Origin of the sequence: Mycobacterium sp., assembly GCF_035623875.1 — a bacterium.
Lineage (GTDB): Bacteria > Actinomycetota > Actinomycetes > Mycobacteriales > Mycobacteriaceae > Mycobacterium.
In genome coordinates, this window is record NZ_DASPSP010000087.1 from 1 (window position 1) to 17,183 (window position 17,183).

Below are 17,183 nucleotides of genomic sequence, written 5' to 3' on the forward strand. Positions count from 1 at the left end.
CTTGCCGAGAAGCGTGCGGTACCCATACAGCAAGCCGGGTCCATGCCCCATGCTCTCATCCACGTCGCAGTCTTGTGCGTGATTACGCAATCTGGGTTGCCGACGGATTCGCCAGCAATGTGACGCGGTTCTGGTCACCCACCTACATGGCGTTGCCTTTGCCAGATGAATACTTTTGCGTTAACGACCGCGTTCACAAACGCATTGCGACCTTCGACCCGGGCAGCGCACAATTGCGGGCTATCCCCATAGGCAGTAGCTTCCAGGCTGTCAGCCGAGTACTGGCGCAGTCGGGGTGAACGCCACCGGCATTTTCTCCAGGCCGGACACGAAGTTCGCCGGCCTCAGCGGCAGGTCTGCATCCGACGCCAGCCGCATGTCCGGAATGCGTTGCAGCAGTCGGGTTTGCATGATCGACAGCTCTAACCGGGCAAGTTGGTTGCCCAGGCAGAAGTGCGTCCCGAAGCCGAATGCGAGGTGGTTGTTCGGGTAGCGCTCGATGTTGAAGCTTTCCGGATCGTCGAAGACCTTTTCGTCGAAGTTCGCCGACTCGAACAGCAGGATCATCTTCTCGCCCTGGTGCAGCTGGGTGCCGTGGAACTCGTTGTCGGCGGTGATCGTGCGGGCCATGTTCTTCACCGGTGCGGTCCAGCGCAGCATCTCCTCGATCGCGTTCGGCAGCAATCCCAGGTCGTTGACCAGACGCTGGTGTTGATCAGGATGCTGCAGCAGCTGCCTGGTCCCGCCGGACAGCGTGTGACGGGTGGTCTCGTCGCCGCCGATCAGCAGCAGCAGAACCTCGGTGACGATCTGGTGGTCTTCCAGGCGCGATCCTTCGACCTCCGCATGCACCAGAACGCTGACCAGATCATCGGTCGGCTCCTTCTTGCGGGCCTCGATCATCCCCGTCATGTATTCGGTGTAGGCGGCGAAGGCATTCATCGTGATCTGCATGTCTTCTTCGGCCGCTGTGCTGCTCAAGGTACTGACCAGCTCGTCGGACCATTTGAGGAACATCTCGCGGTCCTCCGGACGCACACCGAGCATGTCCCCGATGACCGCCATCGGAAGGGGCGCCGCAAGATCCCAGACGAAGTCACACTCGCCGCGCTGACACACCGCGTCGATCAGCGTGTCGCACAGCGAGGTGATCGAGGCCTCGAGATTCTTCACTCGCTTGCGGGTGAACCCGTAGTTGACGAGCTTGCGGCGCAACAGATGTTGCGGATCGTCCATCTCGATCATCATCTCGACGCCCGGTTGGTCGGGCCGGATGCCGCCGGCATTCGAGAACAACCCGGGGTTGCGTTCGGCTCCGATAACGGCCTGATACGTCGACGCGGCGGCCAGCCCGTTGCGGTCCCGGAACACCGGCTCGTTCTCCCGCATCCAGCGGTAGACGGCGTGGGAGTCACCCGCGTAGAAAGTGCCGTCCGTCAGATCGACATCTGGTCTGGTCGTTGAAGCCATTGTCATGAGATCTCCTGAGCATCGCCGAATGTCATTTGTACCCGGTCAGCAGAGCTGGACAACATCGCGCGCTTCGGAAGACCCAGCGACGCCAACTCTTTCGCATAAGGATGATCGCCCAGCCGGACCCGAACTCCACCAAGTCGGGTCCGCACACCGTCCAGCGTGTGTTCGAAGGACGTCTCCCGCGTGACCCCGTCGCGATGCGAGTAACTGCGCTGCACCTGCTGGCGCGGGGTCAGCCGAATCGGCAGGCCGGGACGAAATTCCATGCCGATCACCAGTTGCCCATCGATACTGCAGTCGAACCCGAACTGACGGCCTTCTCGAACGGAGAAGTCCGCCATGACTTTCGGGTAGCCCCAGATCTTGGTTCCCGCCTCAAGCGTGAACGCCTGGTCGACGGGCAGATGGTGGATGAAGGCACCGGCCGACTGCAAGGCTCGTAGGCCACCCGGCTTGGAGTTAGGAGGAGCGCCGGGCGGGTTGACCATCACGCTGGTGCCGAATTCGTAGTATTGGCCCAGGTCGCCATCGATGTAGTGCATCAGCATCAGGACCACGATCGCGCGCCCGGGCAGGTAACGGCAGACCTGCAGACCGCTGTAGTCGATCAGATGCTGGGCGGCGTCGGCATCGATCGAGAACATCGCCATGTGCTGATTTGCCCTGCGGATCTGCACCGGCATGGTGAGTACCGTGCCGGCGATGGTGTGCTGCGAGGCTGTCATCGGGCCAATCTAGAACGTGTTCTATTCGTCGGGCAATACCTGCTGAGAACCTGACTGGACCAGGGAGGCCAGTTGGTTGATCTGTTCGGTGCTACGGCCGCTGACCACCATCATCGTGACGCCTGCGGCCTCCCAGGCGTTGATCTGCTTACGCACGTAGTCCACGTCTCCGACGATCGCGGCGTCGTCGATGACCTCGTCCGGAATGATCGTCGCTGCCTTGTCCTTCTGGTTGCTGCGAAACAGCTTCGTCACGTCTTCGACCACCTCGGCATAGCCCATCCGGCGGTACACGTCGGCGTGGAAGTTGGTGTCTTCGGCACCCATCCCACCCATGTAGAGGGCTATATAGGGCTTCATGGCCGCGAATGCGGCGCTGCGGTCATCGGTGATGACGATGTTTGCCGTGGCGCAGATCTCGAAGTCCTCGCGGCTACGGCGCGCGCCGGGCCGGGCGAACCCCTCGTCCAACCACTCGTTGTAGGTATCGGCCATTCGCGGCGTGTAGAAGATCGGCAGCCAGCCGTCGCAGATCTCGCTGGCCAATGCGACATTCTTCGGCCCCTCGGCACCCAGCATGATCGGAATGTCGGCCCGCAGCGGATGGGTGATGGGCTTGAGCGGCTTGCCGAGACCGGTCGCGCGCTCCCCCGTCAACGGCAGTGGATAGTGCGGGCCGTCGCTGGTCACCGGCTTCTCGCGGGCCCACACCTGCCGGATGATGTCGATGTATTCGCGAGTGCGGGCCAGCGGCTTTGGGAACGACTGGCCGTACCAGCCCTCCACCACCTGCGGACCCGACACCCCGAGACCGAGGATGTGCCGGCCCCCGGACAGGTGGTCCAGCGTCAGCGCCGCCATCGCGCACGCGGTCGGAGTGCGCGCGGACAGTTGCACCACCGAGGTGCCCAGCCGGACCCGTCGGGTCGACGCTCCCCACCAGGCCAGCGGCGTGTAGGCGTCCGATCCCCACGCCTCGGCGGTGAACACCGCGTCGAAACCGGCGTCCTCGGCCGCGGCGACCAGTTCGGCGTGGTTGTCGGGCGGCTGAGCGCCCCAATATCCCAGCTGGAGTCCAAGCCTCATGAGAGTCGCCTTTCCTGCAGGTCCCGACCGTATCTTGAAACCATTCTTAGAACCTGTTCTACTCGATGCTGTGACCACCAGCCAAAGCAGCCCGGTGCAGATCGATACCCATCAGCCGCCGCTATCGGCACCACTGAAGCTGTCCTTCGACTACAAGCGTTCAGTCGGACGCACCCTTAGCCAGTTCTTCACCGCCCTGCGTGAGCGACGCATCGTCGGTGTCCGGGGCTCGGATGGCCGGGTCTACGTCCCGCCCGCCGAGTTCGACCCCGTGACCTATGAACGATTGACCGAGATCGTACCGGTGGCCAGTGTCGGGACTGTGGTCTCGTGGACCTGGCAGCCCGAGCCCTTGGCGGGGCAGCCGCTGGATCGCCCATTCGCCTGGGCGCTGATCAAGCTCGACGGCGCCGACATTCCACTGCTGCACGCCGTCGACGCGGGATCTTCCGATTCCATCAGCACCGGCGCGCGGGTGCATGCCCATTGGGTCGACGAACCGGCGGGCGCGATCACCGACATCGCCTACTTCGCGCTCGGTGACGAGGCCGAGCCCGTTCCCGACACGACCGACGACCGCGACCCGGTGACGGTCCAGGAAACGCCAAGCAGCATCGAAATCCAGCACACCGCTTCGCTTCCCGAAAGCGCATTTCTGCGCGCTCTCGAAGAGGGCACGCTGCTTGGCGCCCGCACTGGCAAAGACGGGAAGGTGTACTTCCCGCCGAAGGAAGCAGACCCGGCGACCGGCCTCGAACTCGACAACTTCGTCGAGCTGCCTGACAAGGGCACCGTGACGACGTTCGCGATCATCAACATCCCGTTCGCCGGCCAGCGGATCAAGCCGCCCTATGTCGCGGCCTACGTCCTGCTCGACGGCGCCGATATCGCTTTCCTGCACCTGATTCAGGAGATCGACGCCTCTGAGGTGCGGATGGGCATGCGGGTGCAAGCGGTGTGGAAGCCCCGCGAGGAATGGGGCCTCGGCATCGACAACATCGAATACTTCAAGCCGAGCGGCGAACCTGACGCCGACTACGACACCTATAAGCATCACCTGTAAGCACCACCGGTTAAGAGGGAATAACGTGACCGATCGCGATGTCGCTGTCGTCGGATTCGCCCATGCGCCGCATGTGCGCCGCACCGACGGCACCACCAACGGCGTCGAAATGCTGATGCCGTGCTTCCACGCGCTGTACGACGAACTCGGGCTCGAGCAGACCGATATCGGCTTCTGGTGCTCCGGCTCGTCGGATTACCTTGCCGGCAGAGCGTTTTCGTTCATCTCCGCGATCGATTCGATCGGGGCGGTGCCGCCGATCAACGAGTCGCACGTAGAGATGGACGCCGCCTGGGCACTCTACGAGGCCTACATCAAGCTGCTGACCGGTGAGATCGATACCGCGCTTGTCTACGGCTTCGGCAAGTCGTCGGCCGGGACCCTGCGCCGGGTGCTCGCGCTGCAAACCGATCCGTACACCGTCGCGCCGTTGTGGCCGGATTCGGTGTCGATGGCCGGGCTGCAGGCCCGATTCGGCCTGGACGCCGGCAAATGGACGGCCGAACAGATGGCGCAGGTGGCCCTGGACTCTTTCGCGGTTGCTCAGCGCACCGACTCGGAGAGGCCGGCGAAGAGCATCGACGAGCTGCTGGCCCGGCCGTTCTTCGCCGATCCCCTTCGGCGCCATGACATTGCGCCAATCACCGACGGCGCGGCGGCGATCGTGCTGGCTGCCGGCGACAAGGCCCGCGAGCTGCGGGAGCACCCCGCGTGGATCACCGGGATCGAACACCGCATCGAGACTCCGGTCCTCGGTGCCCGGGACCTGACCACGTCGCCGTCGACGCAGGCCTCGGCCAAGGCTGCCACGGGCGGAGACACCAGCTCGATCGAGGTGGCCGAGATCTACGCGCCGTTCACCCATCAGCAGCTGATCCTGACCGAGGCCATCGGCCTGCCGTCGTCGACGAAGGTCAACCCGTCGGGCGGCACGCTGGCGGCCAACCCGATGTTTTGCGCCGGGCTGGAGCGCATCGGCTTTGCGGCACAACATATTTTCTCTCGCTCCGCAGGCCGGGTGCTCGCCCATGCGACCAGCGGCCCTGTGTTGCAACAGAATCTCGTCGCCGTGCTGGAAGGGAAATAAAGATGGCGGGGCAGTTGGCTGCGGTGCTCGGCACCGGCCAGACGAAGTACGTCGCCAAGCGCCAGGACGTGTCGATGAACGGCCTGGTGCGCGAGGCCATCGACAAGGCATTGGCCGACTCCGGGTCGACCATGGACGACATCGACGCGGTAGTGGTTGGCAAGGCGCCCGACTTCTTCGAGGGCGTCATGATGCCGGAGCTGTTCATGGCCGACGCCGTGGGCGCGACCGGCAAGCCGCTGATCCGGGTGCACACTGCGGGCTCGGTCGGCGGGTCGACCGGTGTGGTGGCGGCCAGCCTGGTGCAGTCGGGCCGCTACCGCCGCGTGCTCGCGATGGCGTGGGAGAAGCAGTCTGAGTCGAATGCCATGTGGGCGTTGAGCATTCCGGTGCCGTTCACCAAGCCGGTCGGCGCCGGCGCGGGCGGCTACTTCGCTCCGCACGTGCGCTCCTACATCCGCCGATCCGGTGCGCCGACGCACATCGGCGCCATGGTCGCGGTCAAGGACCGGCTGAACGGCGCCAAGAACCCGTTGGCTCACTTGCATCAACCGGACATCACGCTGGAAAAGGTGATGGCGTCGCAGATGCTGTGGGACCCCATTCGCTTCGACGAGACCTGCCCGTCGTCCGACGGTGCCTGTGCGGTGGTGATCGGTAACGAGGACGTCGCCGACAAGCGAGTCACCGAAGGCCACTCGGTGGCATGGATTCACGCCACCGCGTTGCGCACTGAACCGCTGGCGTACTCCGGCCGCGACCAGGTCAACCCGCAGGCCGGGCGCGACGCCGCCAAGGCGCTGTGGAAGGCAGCAGGCATCACTAGTCCGATCGACGAGATCGATGCCGCCGAGATCTACGTGCCGTTCTCCTGGTTCGAGCCGATGTGGCTGGAGAACCTCGGGTTCGCACCCGAGGGCGAAGGCTGGAAGCTCACCGAGGCCGGCGAAACCGCGATCGGTGGCCGGATCCCGCTCAACGCCTCCGGCGGCGTGCTGTCGTCGAACCCGATCGGCGCATCCGGGCTGATCCGGTTCGCCGAGGCGGCCATCCAGGTGATGGGCAAGGCGGGCGATCACCAGGTTCCCAACGCGCGCAAGGCACTTGGCCACGCCTACGGCGGTGGGTCACAGTATTACTCGATGTGGGTAGTGGGGGCCGATAAGCCGTGAAATACACCTGCAGCATCGCGATGGGACCCATCGATCAGTTGGTCGACCTCGCCAAAACGGCCGAAGAGGTGGGATTCGACGCGATCGCATTGCCGGACTCGTTGTTCTACATGGAGAAGGCCGCCGCCGATTACCCGTACACCCCCGACGGTTCACGGATGTGGAACGAGGACACACCCTGGGTTGATCCGCTGATCGCCGCCGCCGCGATGGGGGCGGTCACCTCGAAGCTGTTTTTCTACACCAACGTGATGAAACTGGGTTCCCGCAACCCGCTGCTGTTGGCCCGCCAGGTCGGTTCGGTCGCCAACCTGACGAACAACAGGTTCGGCTTCGGTGTAGGAATCGGCTGGGCGCCAGAAGAGTTCGAATGGTGCGGAGTGCCCTACAAGCGCCGCGGCGCACGCGTCGACGAGATGATCGAGGTCATCAAACTCGTGCTGGCCGGAGGAATGGTCGAATTCCACGGCGAGTTCTACGACTTCGACCGATTGCAGATGAGCCCGGCGCCCAGCCGACCGGTGCCGTTCTACGTCGGCGGTCACACTGACGTCGCGCTCAAGCGCGCCGCGCGGGTCGGCGACGGCTGGACCAGCGCCATGATGACCTGCGACCAGCTCGCCGAAACCATCGGCAAACTCAAGGCGTTGCTCGCCGAGTATGACCGGGCTGATATCCCATTCGAATACCAGGCGGTCTGCATCGATAAGTTCGGCGTGGACGGTCACCGCGAACTGGCCGAGGTCGGTGTCACCGACAACATCGTCATCCCTTGGGTTTTCGACGGGCTGGGTTTCGACGCGCCGCTGGAGAAGAAGAAGGACTCGCTGAAACGCTTCGCCGACACCTATATCCACTCGGGATGGCAGGACATATGACGACAACCGAATCGCCCGCACACCTGGCCGGCAAGCGTTCCCGCGATGCGGTGCGGGCCAGAGACAAAGACGCGTGGCTGGCGGTGTTCGCCGACGACGCCATCGTCGAGGACCCGATCGGTCCGTCGCATTTCGATCCGGAGGGCAAGGGGCATCGCGGTCGCGACGCCATCTCGGCGTTTTGGGACAAGGCGATTGCGCCGACGGACAAGATCGAGTTCCACTTCCGCGACACCTACCAGTGCGGCCATGAGGAAGCCAACGTCGGCCACATCCTGATCACGGCGGCCGGACACCAGGTCACCGCCGAAGGGGTGTTCACCTACAAGGCCAACGACGAAGGCAAGCTGGTGGCGCTGCGCGCGTACTGGGAAGTCGACCAAGCGACCGCGAGCGCGCGCAAGATCTGAACCGAGCACTCCTCTCCCCCGTAATCAAAATGGAGCGACCTGCATATCGGCCTGGGGAGTTGCAGTATGGACGGCGTGGACGAGCCCGTGCTTCCGCCGCTGAACCGGTGCCGGCCAAGGCTGCTGTGAACGTACCGAACGCGCCGCCGACCCCGCCGCTTCGGATCCTTGTCATCGGCGCCGGTGTCAGCGGCATTTCCATTGCTCGTGGATTGCTGCGAGACGGATATGACGTCACCGTCTTCGAACGGCGGCCGGACATGCAGGCGGGTGGCGGCGCGGTGACCATCTGGTCCAACGGCGAGACGGTTCTGGGGCACCTGGGCGTCGATATGGACGGGGCCGGTCAGCTGCTGTCCGCCGTCAGAGTTCTGACGTCCGCGGGTCGCCCGCTCGCCACCTTGGACGTGACGGCGATGGTGAACCGGCTGGGCGCACCTGTTCGGATGGTTCCACGTCGAGTCTTACTTGAACGGCTGCTGGAAGGCTTTCCGACCGATCGCATCCGATGCAACTCCCCTGCGGTCAAGGTGGTCAGTACGCCCAATGGAGTGCGGGTCGAGTTCGAAGACGGCAGCTCGGCCGAAGGAGATGTGTTGATCGGTGCGGATGGCATGCATTCGATGGTCCGAAATGTCGTCGGCGCGCGGGACGCCGAGCCGACCGGCTGGTGCAGCTGGCAGGGACTTGCCACCCTTCCAGACGTCGCCGACAAGCACGTCGCACTGGTCGTTATCGGCGAACACGGAAACACTGGCTTCTGGCCGGCTGGAGGTCCCAATGTGCAGTGGTGGTTCGACCTGCCGTGGTCCGATGACTTCATCAGACCGGAACGTCCAATCGACGTAATCCGGTCCCATTTCACCGGGTGGTCCGAGTCGGTCGATCGAGTACTCGCGACATTGACTGACGACGATCTGGCTCCTTCGCCGTTCCCGCATTTTCGGCATCCGATTCCCCGGCCGGGCCACGGCGCTCTGACGTTGCTCGGCGATGCCGCCCACACGATGCCGCCCACCCTCGCACAGGGAACCAATCAGGCGCTGCTCGACACGATGGTGTTGCGCAAGGCGCTTTCGGATCTCAAAAATGGAGCGAACCGCGACAGCGGTGATCTTTCACGCGCGCTGCGCTGGTACGAGAAGACCAGACGACGCAAGGTCATGGCCGTGTCCCGGGTGGCGTCGCTGCAGGTGTCCCACGGTGAGTCAGTGCTCAAACCGGCGGCGATGATCTCGGACCGGTTCCAGACCTGGGCGCTGACAATGTTTCTGCGTTCGACAAGTCACCGCCGGATATCCGCGAAGATCAGCCGCGACCTCGGGGCCGCGACGACCACCCCGTCTTGTTGACTGCGATGACAAGTCAGGAAGTGTCGAGCATGGAACAGGTGAACATCCCGGACGATCCCGTCCGAGTACGTTGCGATGACGACGCGCCCTCACGCGGGCTCTGGCTCGTCAAGTGGGCGCTGGCCGCCCCGCACTACCCCATATTGATAGTGCTGTACTTGGTGTATCCGTTGCTGACCATCGTTGCTGGCGTCGCTATCTTGTTCACCGGACGGTATCCGCGCCCTATCTTCGACTTCAACGTCGGGGTGCTTCGCTGGTCGTGGCGAATCATGAATTACCGGTTTCCGATGAATAGCACTGACAGATATCCGCCTTTCACGCTCGCGTCTCGGCCCGACTATCCGGGCGATCTCGAGGTCGACTATCCGGAACGACTTAACACATGGCCCGTGCTGGTGAAGTCGTGGCTGTTGGCGATCCCTCAGATACTCATTTGCTGGGCGATGTTGCCTATGTTTCACGCGGTTTGCTATGTCTCCGTTGCGTGGTTGTTGTTCACCGGCACGATCCCGCGGGACATGTTCGACCTCCTGATGGGCATGGTCCGATGGCGGTACCGAGTGGCCGTGTATGTCTCGTTGATGCGCGACGAATATCCGCCGTTCCGACTGGATCCGGGTAGCAGATGACGCACCGCATATCGTCCACAGACGCCACGGCTCGAGTCCGCAGGCCCGCGGTGTCGACGATGTCGGCAATAGCCCGTGCGGCCTGGGTTGGTATCGACCCGGAGGGATTCTTCCGGCGTCATTCTTCCGACACCGAACCGTTCTTGCTGAGGCTCCCGGGGCTCGACGAGGTCCTGTTCGTCTCGACCGTCGATGGTGCCCGCGACATATTGACCGCACCCGGGAAGCTGTGCCGTGCACCGTTGCCCCATCCGCTCGAACCCCTCATCGGACAGAACTCGGTGATCCTGCTTTCCGGCGAAGCTCATCGCAGGACCCGCAGCATCCTGATGCCCGCGTTTCACGGTGAGCGTATGCGCGGCTACGTCGATGTGATAGCCGACGCCACGAAGGATGAAATCGCGGCATTGCAACCGGGAGATCAATTGGTGGTTCGCGACACGGCGCAAGCGATCACGCTGGACGTGGTGATTCGGGTGGTGTTCGGCGTGACGGACCGTGCTTGTCGCGCCGAGTACGCCCGGGTTATCAAGGAATTCATGCGTTCCAGCACCGCGCCGCTGATGCTGTTGCCCTGGCTGCGCCGGGAGATAGCCGGGCGAGGGCCATGGGCGCAGTTGGTCCGTTTCCGCGCGCAACTCGATGGCCTGTTGTCCGAGCAGATCGAAGAGCGAAGGGGCATGGGCGAACACGGCAGCGACATGATGGAATTGATCCTCTCGGCGACCGACGAAGACGGTAATAGCCTCAGTGATGACGCCCTCCGTGAGCAGTTGCGGACGATGCTCGCCGCGGGGCACGAAACCGCCTCGACGTCGTTGGCGTGGGCGCTGTATCACATCCACCGCGACGAAAGCATTCGCTCACGTGTTGTCGAGGAGCTAGCGGATGCAGCCAAACCGTGGGAGATTGCGGCTTTGCCTTACCTCGGCGCGGTGATACAGGAGACACTGCGCATGCATCCGACTGTGCCGGTTGTATTGCGCAGGCTCACTGGGCCACTAACCGTCGCAGGCGTTCGCCGTTCGGCCGGTGATGTGGTCGGAATCGCGCTGCCCGCATTGCATTTCAATCCCGACGTGTGGAAGGACCCTGATTCTTTCGATCCCGACCGATTCCTGGAGAGGAAGCCGTCAAAGTTTGAGTACGCGCCATTCGGCGGTGGGTACCGCCGCTGCATTGGCGCAACATTTGCACAACACGAGTTGGCCGTGACGATCGGCACCATCTTGAACACCGTTGAGCTGCGCGCGCCGGCGCGTGAGCGGCGCAAGAAGCCGCCACGCGCCGTGCCACAGGGGATTGCCACCAAGCTCAGCCGCGAAATCCTGTTGGACGTGATCGCTTGGCGCTAGTTCGTGCGGCCGGCGCATGAGCCACTATCTGCCCGGTGATCGGAGAATTCAGATGGACATCGAGACCATGCCACGGGGCGGCTTCGACGCCTCATGGCTGGATCGGCAGCTGCAGACCGACCGCCCGGAATACCTGGACCGCGACGACGTCGACGACCGCATCAAGCGACAGGTGATCCGCTCCCTCGACCTGATGGGCCGAATCTTGCGGGATCACGATCACCTCGCCGCGCGCGCTCTGGAGCTCGTCGCCGATATTCCCGACCCCAAGATCCTGGAATTGGGTGCGGGCCACGGCGGGCTGTCCCGCAAGCTGCTGGAAAGGCACCCCACCGCCCAGGTTACGGTGACGGATGTCGACCCGGTCTCGGTGTCGAATATCGCTTCCGGCGACCTGGGCAGCCATCCGCGCGCCGTCGTGCGCCATATGGACGCCACCGACATCGACGCGCCCGACCGCTCCTACGACCTGGCGCTGTTCGCCCTGGCGTTTCATCACCTGCCACCGGTCCCGGCTGCCGGGGTGCTGGCTGAAGGAACCCGCGCGGCGAACAAGCTATTCATCTGCGACCTGCGCCGACCGCCCGCTCCGCTGCACCTGATCCGCCTGGCGACGATTTTCCCGTTCGCGCTCGTTCTGCCCTTCGCCCACGACGGGCTGATCAGCTCGTTGCGTGCCTACGGCCCTTCGGGATTCCGGGCGCTGGCCGCTCACGCCGATCCGACCATCGCTGTAGAGTTCAGTCGGTTGGGACGTAATCAGGTGGTCGTCGCGCAGCGACGGCGACCTAGTCTTTCGAGATCGACGGGAGCCGCATGACGACGAATATCCGCCCTTCAACTGGATCTGGATAGCAGATGGCGTACCGTAATCCGTTGTTCCCGTATGTTTATCGAATCGGCACGCTGACCGCCGACCGGCTGTTCTATCTCCGCTATCGTCGAGAGACGATGAGCAATGCGACCGGCCGGCTACTGATGATCGGTCTCGGGCCGGGAACCGACTTGAGGTTCATTCCGCCCGCGGTGACGTCAGTTGTTGCTGTGGAGCCGGTGGCGGCGTTCCGGCGGATGGCTTCCCGCGTTGCTCGCCGCCATGACATCGCGGTAGAGATCGTCGAGGGTGTCGGCGAGGTAATTCCTTTCCCGGACAACAGTTTCGACTCGGTCCACGTCGCGCTTGTGTTGTGCTCGGTCGACGATGTGCCCGCGACCCTCGGCGAGATCCGGCGAGTGCTCGCACCCGGAGGCAGGTTGCTCGTCCTGGAGCATGTCCGCGGGGACGGTGCGATGGGTCGCTTCCAGGACCTTATCGCCCGGCCGTGGTCTTTTTTCGGTGCCGGGTGCGAGCCGAATCGCCGAACCATCGACTCCATTGCCGCGGCCGGATTCGATACCGGGGGACTGCGCAGCATCCGAACCCCGATGCCGCCCCCGGGCACACCTCATCTGCAAGGAATCGCCACCGTAGTCAAGAGCGGTACTTGAAATGCGCTGATCTATCAACGCGGCGAGGGGGCAACGGCCTTATTCGACGCTGACAGCCTCGATGATGTTCAGTCGTGCTGCGCGTCGCGCGGGCGGCAGCGAGCCGAGCAGGCTGATCCCCAGCGCACCGAGGGTGAGACCGAATGCCATCGGGCTCGGCCGGAAGGTGATATTGAAATTCATGATGTCCCCGCTGACAAGGCTGTAGAGCCACTGGTCGGTGAGGCCGACCAGCAGCCCCAAGACGCCGCCGATGACACCGATGCCTGCCGCCTCGGCTAGGACCATCTGCAAGGTGAACCGCCGACTGGTTCCCATCGCCCGTAGCACACCAATTTCGCGGCGCCGTTCGAGCACCGCCAGCGTCAACGTGTTGAAAAGTGCGACTGCGGCCACGAATACAACGATCATCCACACGGCGTTGGCGATAAACATGCTCTGATGCAGCGGCGCCTCGAGCCCTGCCAGCGCCGCGCGACCGTCATACACGTAGTTTGGCGCAGGCACTACGTGGCGGACGTCGGCCGCCAGGCGCTTCGGATCCACGCCTGCGGCCCCGGTGATCTGGAGTGCGGTCGCCGCCGGACGGTCGAACCAGTCCCGCATCCGGCCGAAATCCATCCCAACGGTGCCGATGACCGTTGAGAAGTACGGAACCAGGGCGAGCACAGCGGTCCGACGCGGGCCGTGTGGCGTTTGCAGCTCGAGGTCGTCTCCAACCCGGACATGCAGAGTTTTGCCGAGGTTCTGCGAAAGCACCACGCCCCGACCGGCGAGCACCTCGCTGCGTACCCGCTCACCGAGCGCGCGGTAGAGCGGATCGGCGATCCCGGCGGAAAACCCATCCAGCATCACGCGGCTGCCGCCGACCTCAGCGAACCCGAATGCGCCCTCGGTGACACCCTTCACGCCGGGGAGGGCGGCGACCTTCCCTGCAAGACCTTGCGGCAGCGCGTCAACGGCGTAGCTGTCGGGAGGATCCGCGCTCACCCAGACGTCGACGCCGGCGACCGGTGCGAAGATGGCGCGCGCCGACCGGATCATGTCCGCGTTCGTACCGGTGATCACGACGGTGGTGACTACTGCGATGAGCACGGTCATCACCGTGGCCCATACTCGCCGCGGCGCACGCTCGATCGTCGCGGCCGCGAGTCGCCCAACCGATCCGAACATCCGGGCTATCGCGGCAGTGGCTTTGACGATGCGCGCGGTGAGTGCGAAGCCAAGCGCGATCTCAGCACTGAGCAGAGCAAAGATCGCGACGAATGCGAGTGTGCCGCGTCGGTCGAGAACGACCACGATCGATGCGGCGAACGTCGCGACGCCCGCAATCCCGCTTGCCATCCGCAGCCATCGCGGCACGAAATCGGCGGCTGATACCCCGACCGGTGCCAAGGCCTCGATCGGTGAAACCTTGTACACCTGTCGCGCAGCCATCGCCGACGCTGCCGCGCTGGTGAGCACCGTCGCCGCCAGCGCCACCGGTATCGCGTAGCCGGGCAGGCAGTACTCCACCCGAGCTTCGAGACCTTGGGTTATTGCCGGAGGTAATCGACCAATCGCCATACGGCCCATGACGATTCCGATGCCCGACCCGATCGCTCCGCCGATCACCCCGAGAATCGCGGCTTCGGCGAGCAAATCGCGAGCGATGGTGGCGCGTCGGCCTCCGATCGCGCGCAACATCGAGACGACCGGCCGGCGCTGGGTGATCGCCATCGTCATCGTGGTGTAAATCAGGAAAGCGCCGACCACCAACGCGACGCCCGCACCCATCAACGCCATGTAGTTCATCAGCTTGACGCCGTCGCCGGCCCGGGCTGCCCGCATGCTCGGATCCGCAACAATTGCCCGACCGTTGACGGCCGACGTGACCGCGGCGCGCACCGCTGCGAGATCGGCACCGGACTTTGTCGTGATCAGTATCGAGTCGAGCTGGCCTTTTCGCCCGGTTATGTTCTGCGCCAAAGCAAGTAAAGCCAGGACGTAGTGTCCGCCGTTGAGGTCGGCAAGTTGCTTGCCGGTGAGCACTTCGGTGACTGTGACCGACGCCGAGCCCAGCTGGAATGTCTCACCTTTGCTGTGACCGACACCGGGCCCGACCTGGACACCGTTGGGGTTGGCAGACAGTGTCTTCAGTGGTTTCGCGACGGCGTCTTTCAGGGCGCCACCCAACGCAGCACTGCTCTTGTCTGCGCCGAACAGCAGAACTGGACCTGACGCCGTGGACGCAGAAGTCCGAACCATCGGCGCCGCGGTCGCGACGCCAGGTACCGCGGCGACATCCGCCGCTATCGCGTCGGGAAATCCCGCGTCGGTAATGCCCGACACCTCGAGTGCCGCGATTCCCGCGATCCCATCGGCCAGCCGGTTGACCGATCCGGTGATCGACCCGAAAATTCCGAATACCGCGACGAGATACATTGCGGACACTGCCATTACGGCGATCGAGGCCGTGGTGCGCCGACGATGCACAACGAGTTCGCGGAGGCTGAATACACGGAGCCGGCTCGCCGTGGCCGCGATGGCCGAGCCCGGTCTCATCCCGCGACCGCTGACAGCTCGTCGGAACCGACGCGTCCGTCTTGGAGTGTGATCACCCGATCCGTCGTCGCCGCGGCATCCGAGTTGTGGGTCACCATCACCACCAGCCGAGCGTCCCCGTCCTCGTGTGCCACCTCGGCGAGCAGCGCCAAGATCGAAGCGCCCGTTGCGGAGTCGAGGTTTCCGGTCGGTTCGTCAGCGAGAATCAGCGATGGGTCCATCATCAACGCCCGAGCCACCGCGACCCGCTGCATTTGACCGCCCGACAGCTCCGCCGGCCGGTGCCGCGTCCGGTTACCGAGCCCAACCCGGTCCAACAACCGAACCGCATCCGACTTGACCTTGCCCAGTCGGACACCGTCAAGCAGTTTCGGGACCGCCACATTTTCCCAGGCCGACAGGGTCGGCAACAGGTTGAAGAACTGAAAGACGAACCCCACATGACGATGGCGAAATTCCGACTGCTGTTCGTCGCCGAGGCGACCAATCTCGTCGCCGTCGAATTTGATCGAGCCGGAATCGGGGGAATCCAATGCGCCAAGCAGGTGCAGCAACGTGCTCTTGCCCGCCCCCGACGGCCCCACTACCGACACAAACTGCCCGCCCCCGAACCGCAGGCTTATCTCGTCGAGTGCGCGCACGCGCTGACCGCCGACCTGATATTCGCGCACTACGTCGCGAAGTTCAATCGCCAGCTCGGGCCTTGGGGTATCGCAGGTGTCGAGTCGTCCGATCATGGTCCTCCCGCGAGACCGCAACATTCAGCTAACCGCGGCGACCTGTCCGCGACCGACTGCCATGCCCATGCTAATCGCGTCGCAAAGGCACTGGTATGAGGGATAACGAGCCCAAGGCCCAATCGGTTCGATGTTCCGCTCGTCCAATTTCGTCAGTAGTCTGCGAAGAAATAGCGCGGATAAAGTCAGCGTCCACAAACGTGTATCAGGTGTATAATTCGACCCACAACGCTGGCGAAATCCGAGTATTTGCAACGTTTTTGATAGGAGACGCTTTCCCAATCAGCGTCGTACGCCCACGAAGGAGACCGATCCGATGTCGCTGCCCGCGCTTGAAGATATCGTCGCCCATACCGGCAGCACCGAGCCGATTGAGGGGGTGACTCGGATCGAGACCAGCCCGCGGGAGAAGGCCACCCCGGTCATCATGGAGATGATGCACTCGGTGTACCCGCACGACGAGGTATTCGGCCAGTACATCACCATCAACGACTACATCGACTGCCCGCCGGATGAGCTGTTCGCCTACATGGCCGATACCCGCTGTCTAGAGGAGTGGACCTATAGCCTGCGTGGGTTTATCGAAACCGATGAGCCGGGGTTGTGGCGCGCCTATGACCGGTTGGGGTCCGAGACCGAGATCTATACCCGCACGCGGGCGAACGAGCAGGCGCGCACCGTGGACTATCAGTGCGCGTGGGATCAGGGCAAGCACCTTTGGATGGTCTATCTGATGCGTGTCGTCGACGCGCAGGAGGTGCTCGACAAGCCCGGCTCGGTGGTGTTGTGGACTAACTGCCACCATCCGTTCTACGACCACAACCCCTATCCGGACGCCGCCCCGCCGGAACGGCCGGTCTGGGTGGGCGACTTCTGGGACATGTTCGGCGCCGGCCATCTGCTGGAGATGAAAAATCTCAAAGCAATTGCCGAATACCGCCATCACAATGGGCTCCCGGTGACACCGGACTGGATGCGATAAACCTCGCATAATCACGCCAGGCGATGAAACGTCGCCAGGCTAAATGGGTTCCAGGCCGGTCAGATAGCGCTGGGCCAGGTCCTGATAGGCCTTCGGGTTGACATTCACCCACATCTCGGCGCCCGTGCCCGCGATCGGGCCCTTGATCGTGGCCGGCGCCCCGACCACCAAAACCTCGTCGGGAATCTTGGTGCCA

16 protein-coding genes and 1 pseudogene are annotated in these 17,183 nt (G+C 63.8%); 11 read left to right on the forward strand and 6 right to left on the reverse strand.

What is annotated here, in order from left to right; genetic code table 11:
- Positions 1-270: 270 nt before the first annotated feature.
- Genes VEI45_RS07050 through VEI45_RS07060 form a run of 3 tightly spaced genes read right to left on the reverse strand, consistent with a single transcriptional unit; the run spans position 271 to position 3,287 of the window.
- On the reverse strand, positions 271-1,476 hold the full coding sequence (locus VEI45_RS07050) for a cytochrome P450 (RefSeq protein ID WP_324851452.1): 1,206 nt from the start codon (positions 1,474-1,476) through the stop codon (positions 271-273).
- Positions 1,473-2,201 (reverse strand): acetoacetate decarboxylase family protein, encoded by a 729-nt coding sequence (locus VEI45_RS07055; protein ID WP_324851454.1) that lies wholly within the window; start codon positions 2,199-2,201, stop codon positions 1,473-1,475. The genes VEI45_RS07050 and VEI45_RS07055 overlap by 4 nt, the downstream gene beginning before the upstream one ends.
- Positions 2,202-2,222: 21 nt before the next feature.
- Positions 2,223-3,287 carry an LLM class F420-dependent oxidoreductase gene (locus VEI45_RS07060; protein WP_324851456.1) on the reverse strand — a complete coding sequence of 355 codons (1,065 nt, stop codon included), beginning with the start codon at positions 3,285-3,287 and terminating at the stop codon, positions 2,223-2,225.
- A gap of 70 nt (positions 3,288-3,357) precedes the next feature.
- Between VEI45_RS07060 and VEI45_RS07065 the strand changes: the two genes are divergently transcribed.
- From VEI45_RS07065 to VEI45_RS07110, 10 genes are all read left to right on the forward strand, one after another.
- Complete coding sequence (locus VEI45_RS07065) at positions 3,358-4,350, forward strand: Zn-ribbon domain-containing OB-fold protein (protein WP_324851458.1); 993 nt, start codon at positions 3,358-3,360, stop codon at positions 4,348-4,350.
- A gap of 25 nt (positions 4,351-4,375) precedes the next feature.
- Positions 4,376-5,437, forward strand: coding sequence for a thiolase domain-containing protein (locus tag VEI45_RS07070; RefSeq protein ID WP_324851460.1), 1,062 nt, complete (start codon positions 4,376-4,378; stop codon positions 5,435-5,437).
- A 2-nt stretch (positions 5,438-5,439) separates the two neighbouring features.
- A complete protein-coding gene (locus VEI45_RS07075) occupies positions 5,440-6,609 on the forward strand; it encodes a thiolase domain-containing protein (protein WP_324851462.1) in 1,170 nt (389 codons plus the stop codon).
- Positions 6,606-7,487, forward strand: a complete 882-nt coding sequence (locus tag VEI45_RS07080; RefSeq protein ID WP_324851464.1) for a TIGR03619 family F420-dependent LLM class oxidoreductase — start codon at positions 6,606-6,608, stop codon at positions 7,485-7,487. Before VEI45_RS07075 ends, VEI45_RS07080 begins: the two co-directional genes overlap by 4 nt.
- Positions 7,484-7,897, forward strand: a complete 414-nt coding sequence (locus VEI45_RS07085; RefSeq protein ID WP_324851466.1) for a nuclear transport factor 2 family protein — start codon at positions 7,484-7,486, stop codon at positions 7,895-7,897. Before VEI45_RS07080 ends, VEI45_RS07085 begins: the two co-directional genes overlap by 4 nt.
- A gap of 125 nt (positions 7,898-8,022) precedes the next feature.
- Positions 8,023-9,249 (forward strand): NAD(P)/FAD-dependent oxidoreductase, encoded by a 1,227-nt coding sequence (locus VEI45_RS07090; RefSeq protein WP_324851468.1) that lies wholly within the window; start codon positions 8,023-8,025, stop codon positions 9,247-9,249.
- 29 nt (positions 9,250-9,278) lie between these two features.
- Positions 9,279-9,881, forward strand: coding sequence for a DUF4389 domain-containing protein (locus VEI45_RS07095; RefSeq protein ID WP_324851470.1), 603 nt, complete (start codon positions 9,279-9,281; stop codon positions 9,879-9,881).
- Between the two features lie 59 nt (positions 9,882-9,940).
- The gene (locus VEI45_RS07100; protein WP_324851472.1) at positions 9,941-11,236 is read left to right on the forward strand and encodes a cytochrome P450; all 1,296 of its coding nucleotides are present in this window, start codon (positions 9,941-9,943) and stop codon (positions 11,234-11,236) included.
- Positions 11,237-11,288: 52 nt separating this feature from the next.
- On the forward strand, positions 11,289-12,056 hold the full coding sequence (locus tag VEI45_RS07105) for a class I SAM-dependent methyltransferase (protein WP_324851474.1): 768 nt from the start codon (positions 11,289-11,291) through the stop codon (positions 12,054-12,056).
- A 38-nt stretch (positions 12,057-12,094) separates the two neighbouring features.
- Positions 12,095-12,724, forward strand: coding sequence for a class I SAM-dependent methyltransferase (locus tag VEI45_RS07110; protein ID WP_324851476.1), 630 nt, complete (start codon positions 12,095-12,097; stop codon positions 12,722-12,724).
- Between the two features lie 39 nt (positions 12,725-12,763).
- Here VEI45_RS07110 and VEI45_RS07115 read toward each other — a convergent pair whose 3' ends face one another.
- A complete protein-coding gene (locus VEI45_RS07115; protein WP_324851478.1) occupies positions 12,764-15,268 on the reverse strand; it encodes an ABC transporter permease in 2,505 nt (834 codons plus the stop codon).
- Positions 15,265-16,005 (reverse strand): ABC transporter ATP-binding protein, encoded by a 741-nt coding sequence (locus tag VEI45_RS07120; protein WP_414687418.1) that lies wholly within the window; start codon positions 16,003-16,005, stop codon positions 15,265-15,267. The genes VEI45_RS07115 and VEI45_RS07120 overlap by 4 nt, the downstream gene beginning before the upstream one ends.
- A gap of 316 nt (positions 16,006-16,321) precedes the next feature.
- Here VEI45_RS07120 and VEI45_RS07125 point away from each other — a divergent pair, with 316 nt between their 5' ends.
- Entirely contained in the window at positions 16,322-16,987 is a 666-nt protein-coding gene (locus tag VEI45_RS07125) for an SRPBCC family protein (RefSeq protein WP_324851480.1), read from the forward strand.
- A 39-nt stretch (positions 16,988-17,026) separates the two neighbouring features.
- On the opposite strand, the pseudogene VEI45_RS07130 reads toward VEI45_RS07125, so the two are convergent.
- Positions 17,027-17,183: pseudogene (locus VEI45_RS07130) on the reverse strand (gamma carbonic anhydrase family protein); the annotation flags it as partial.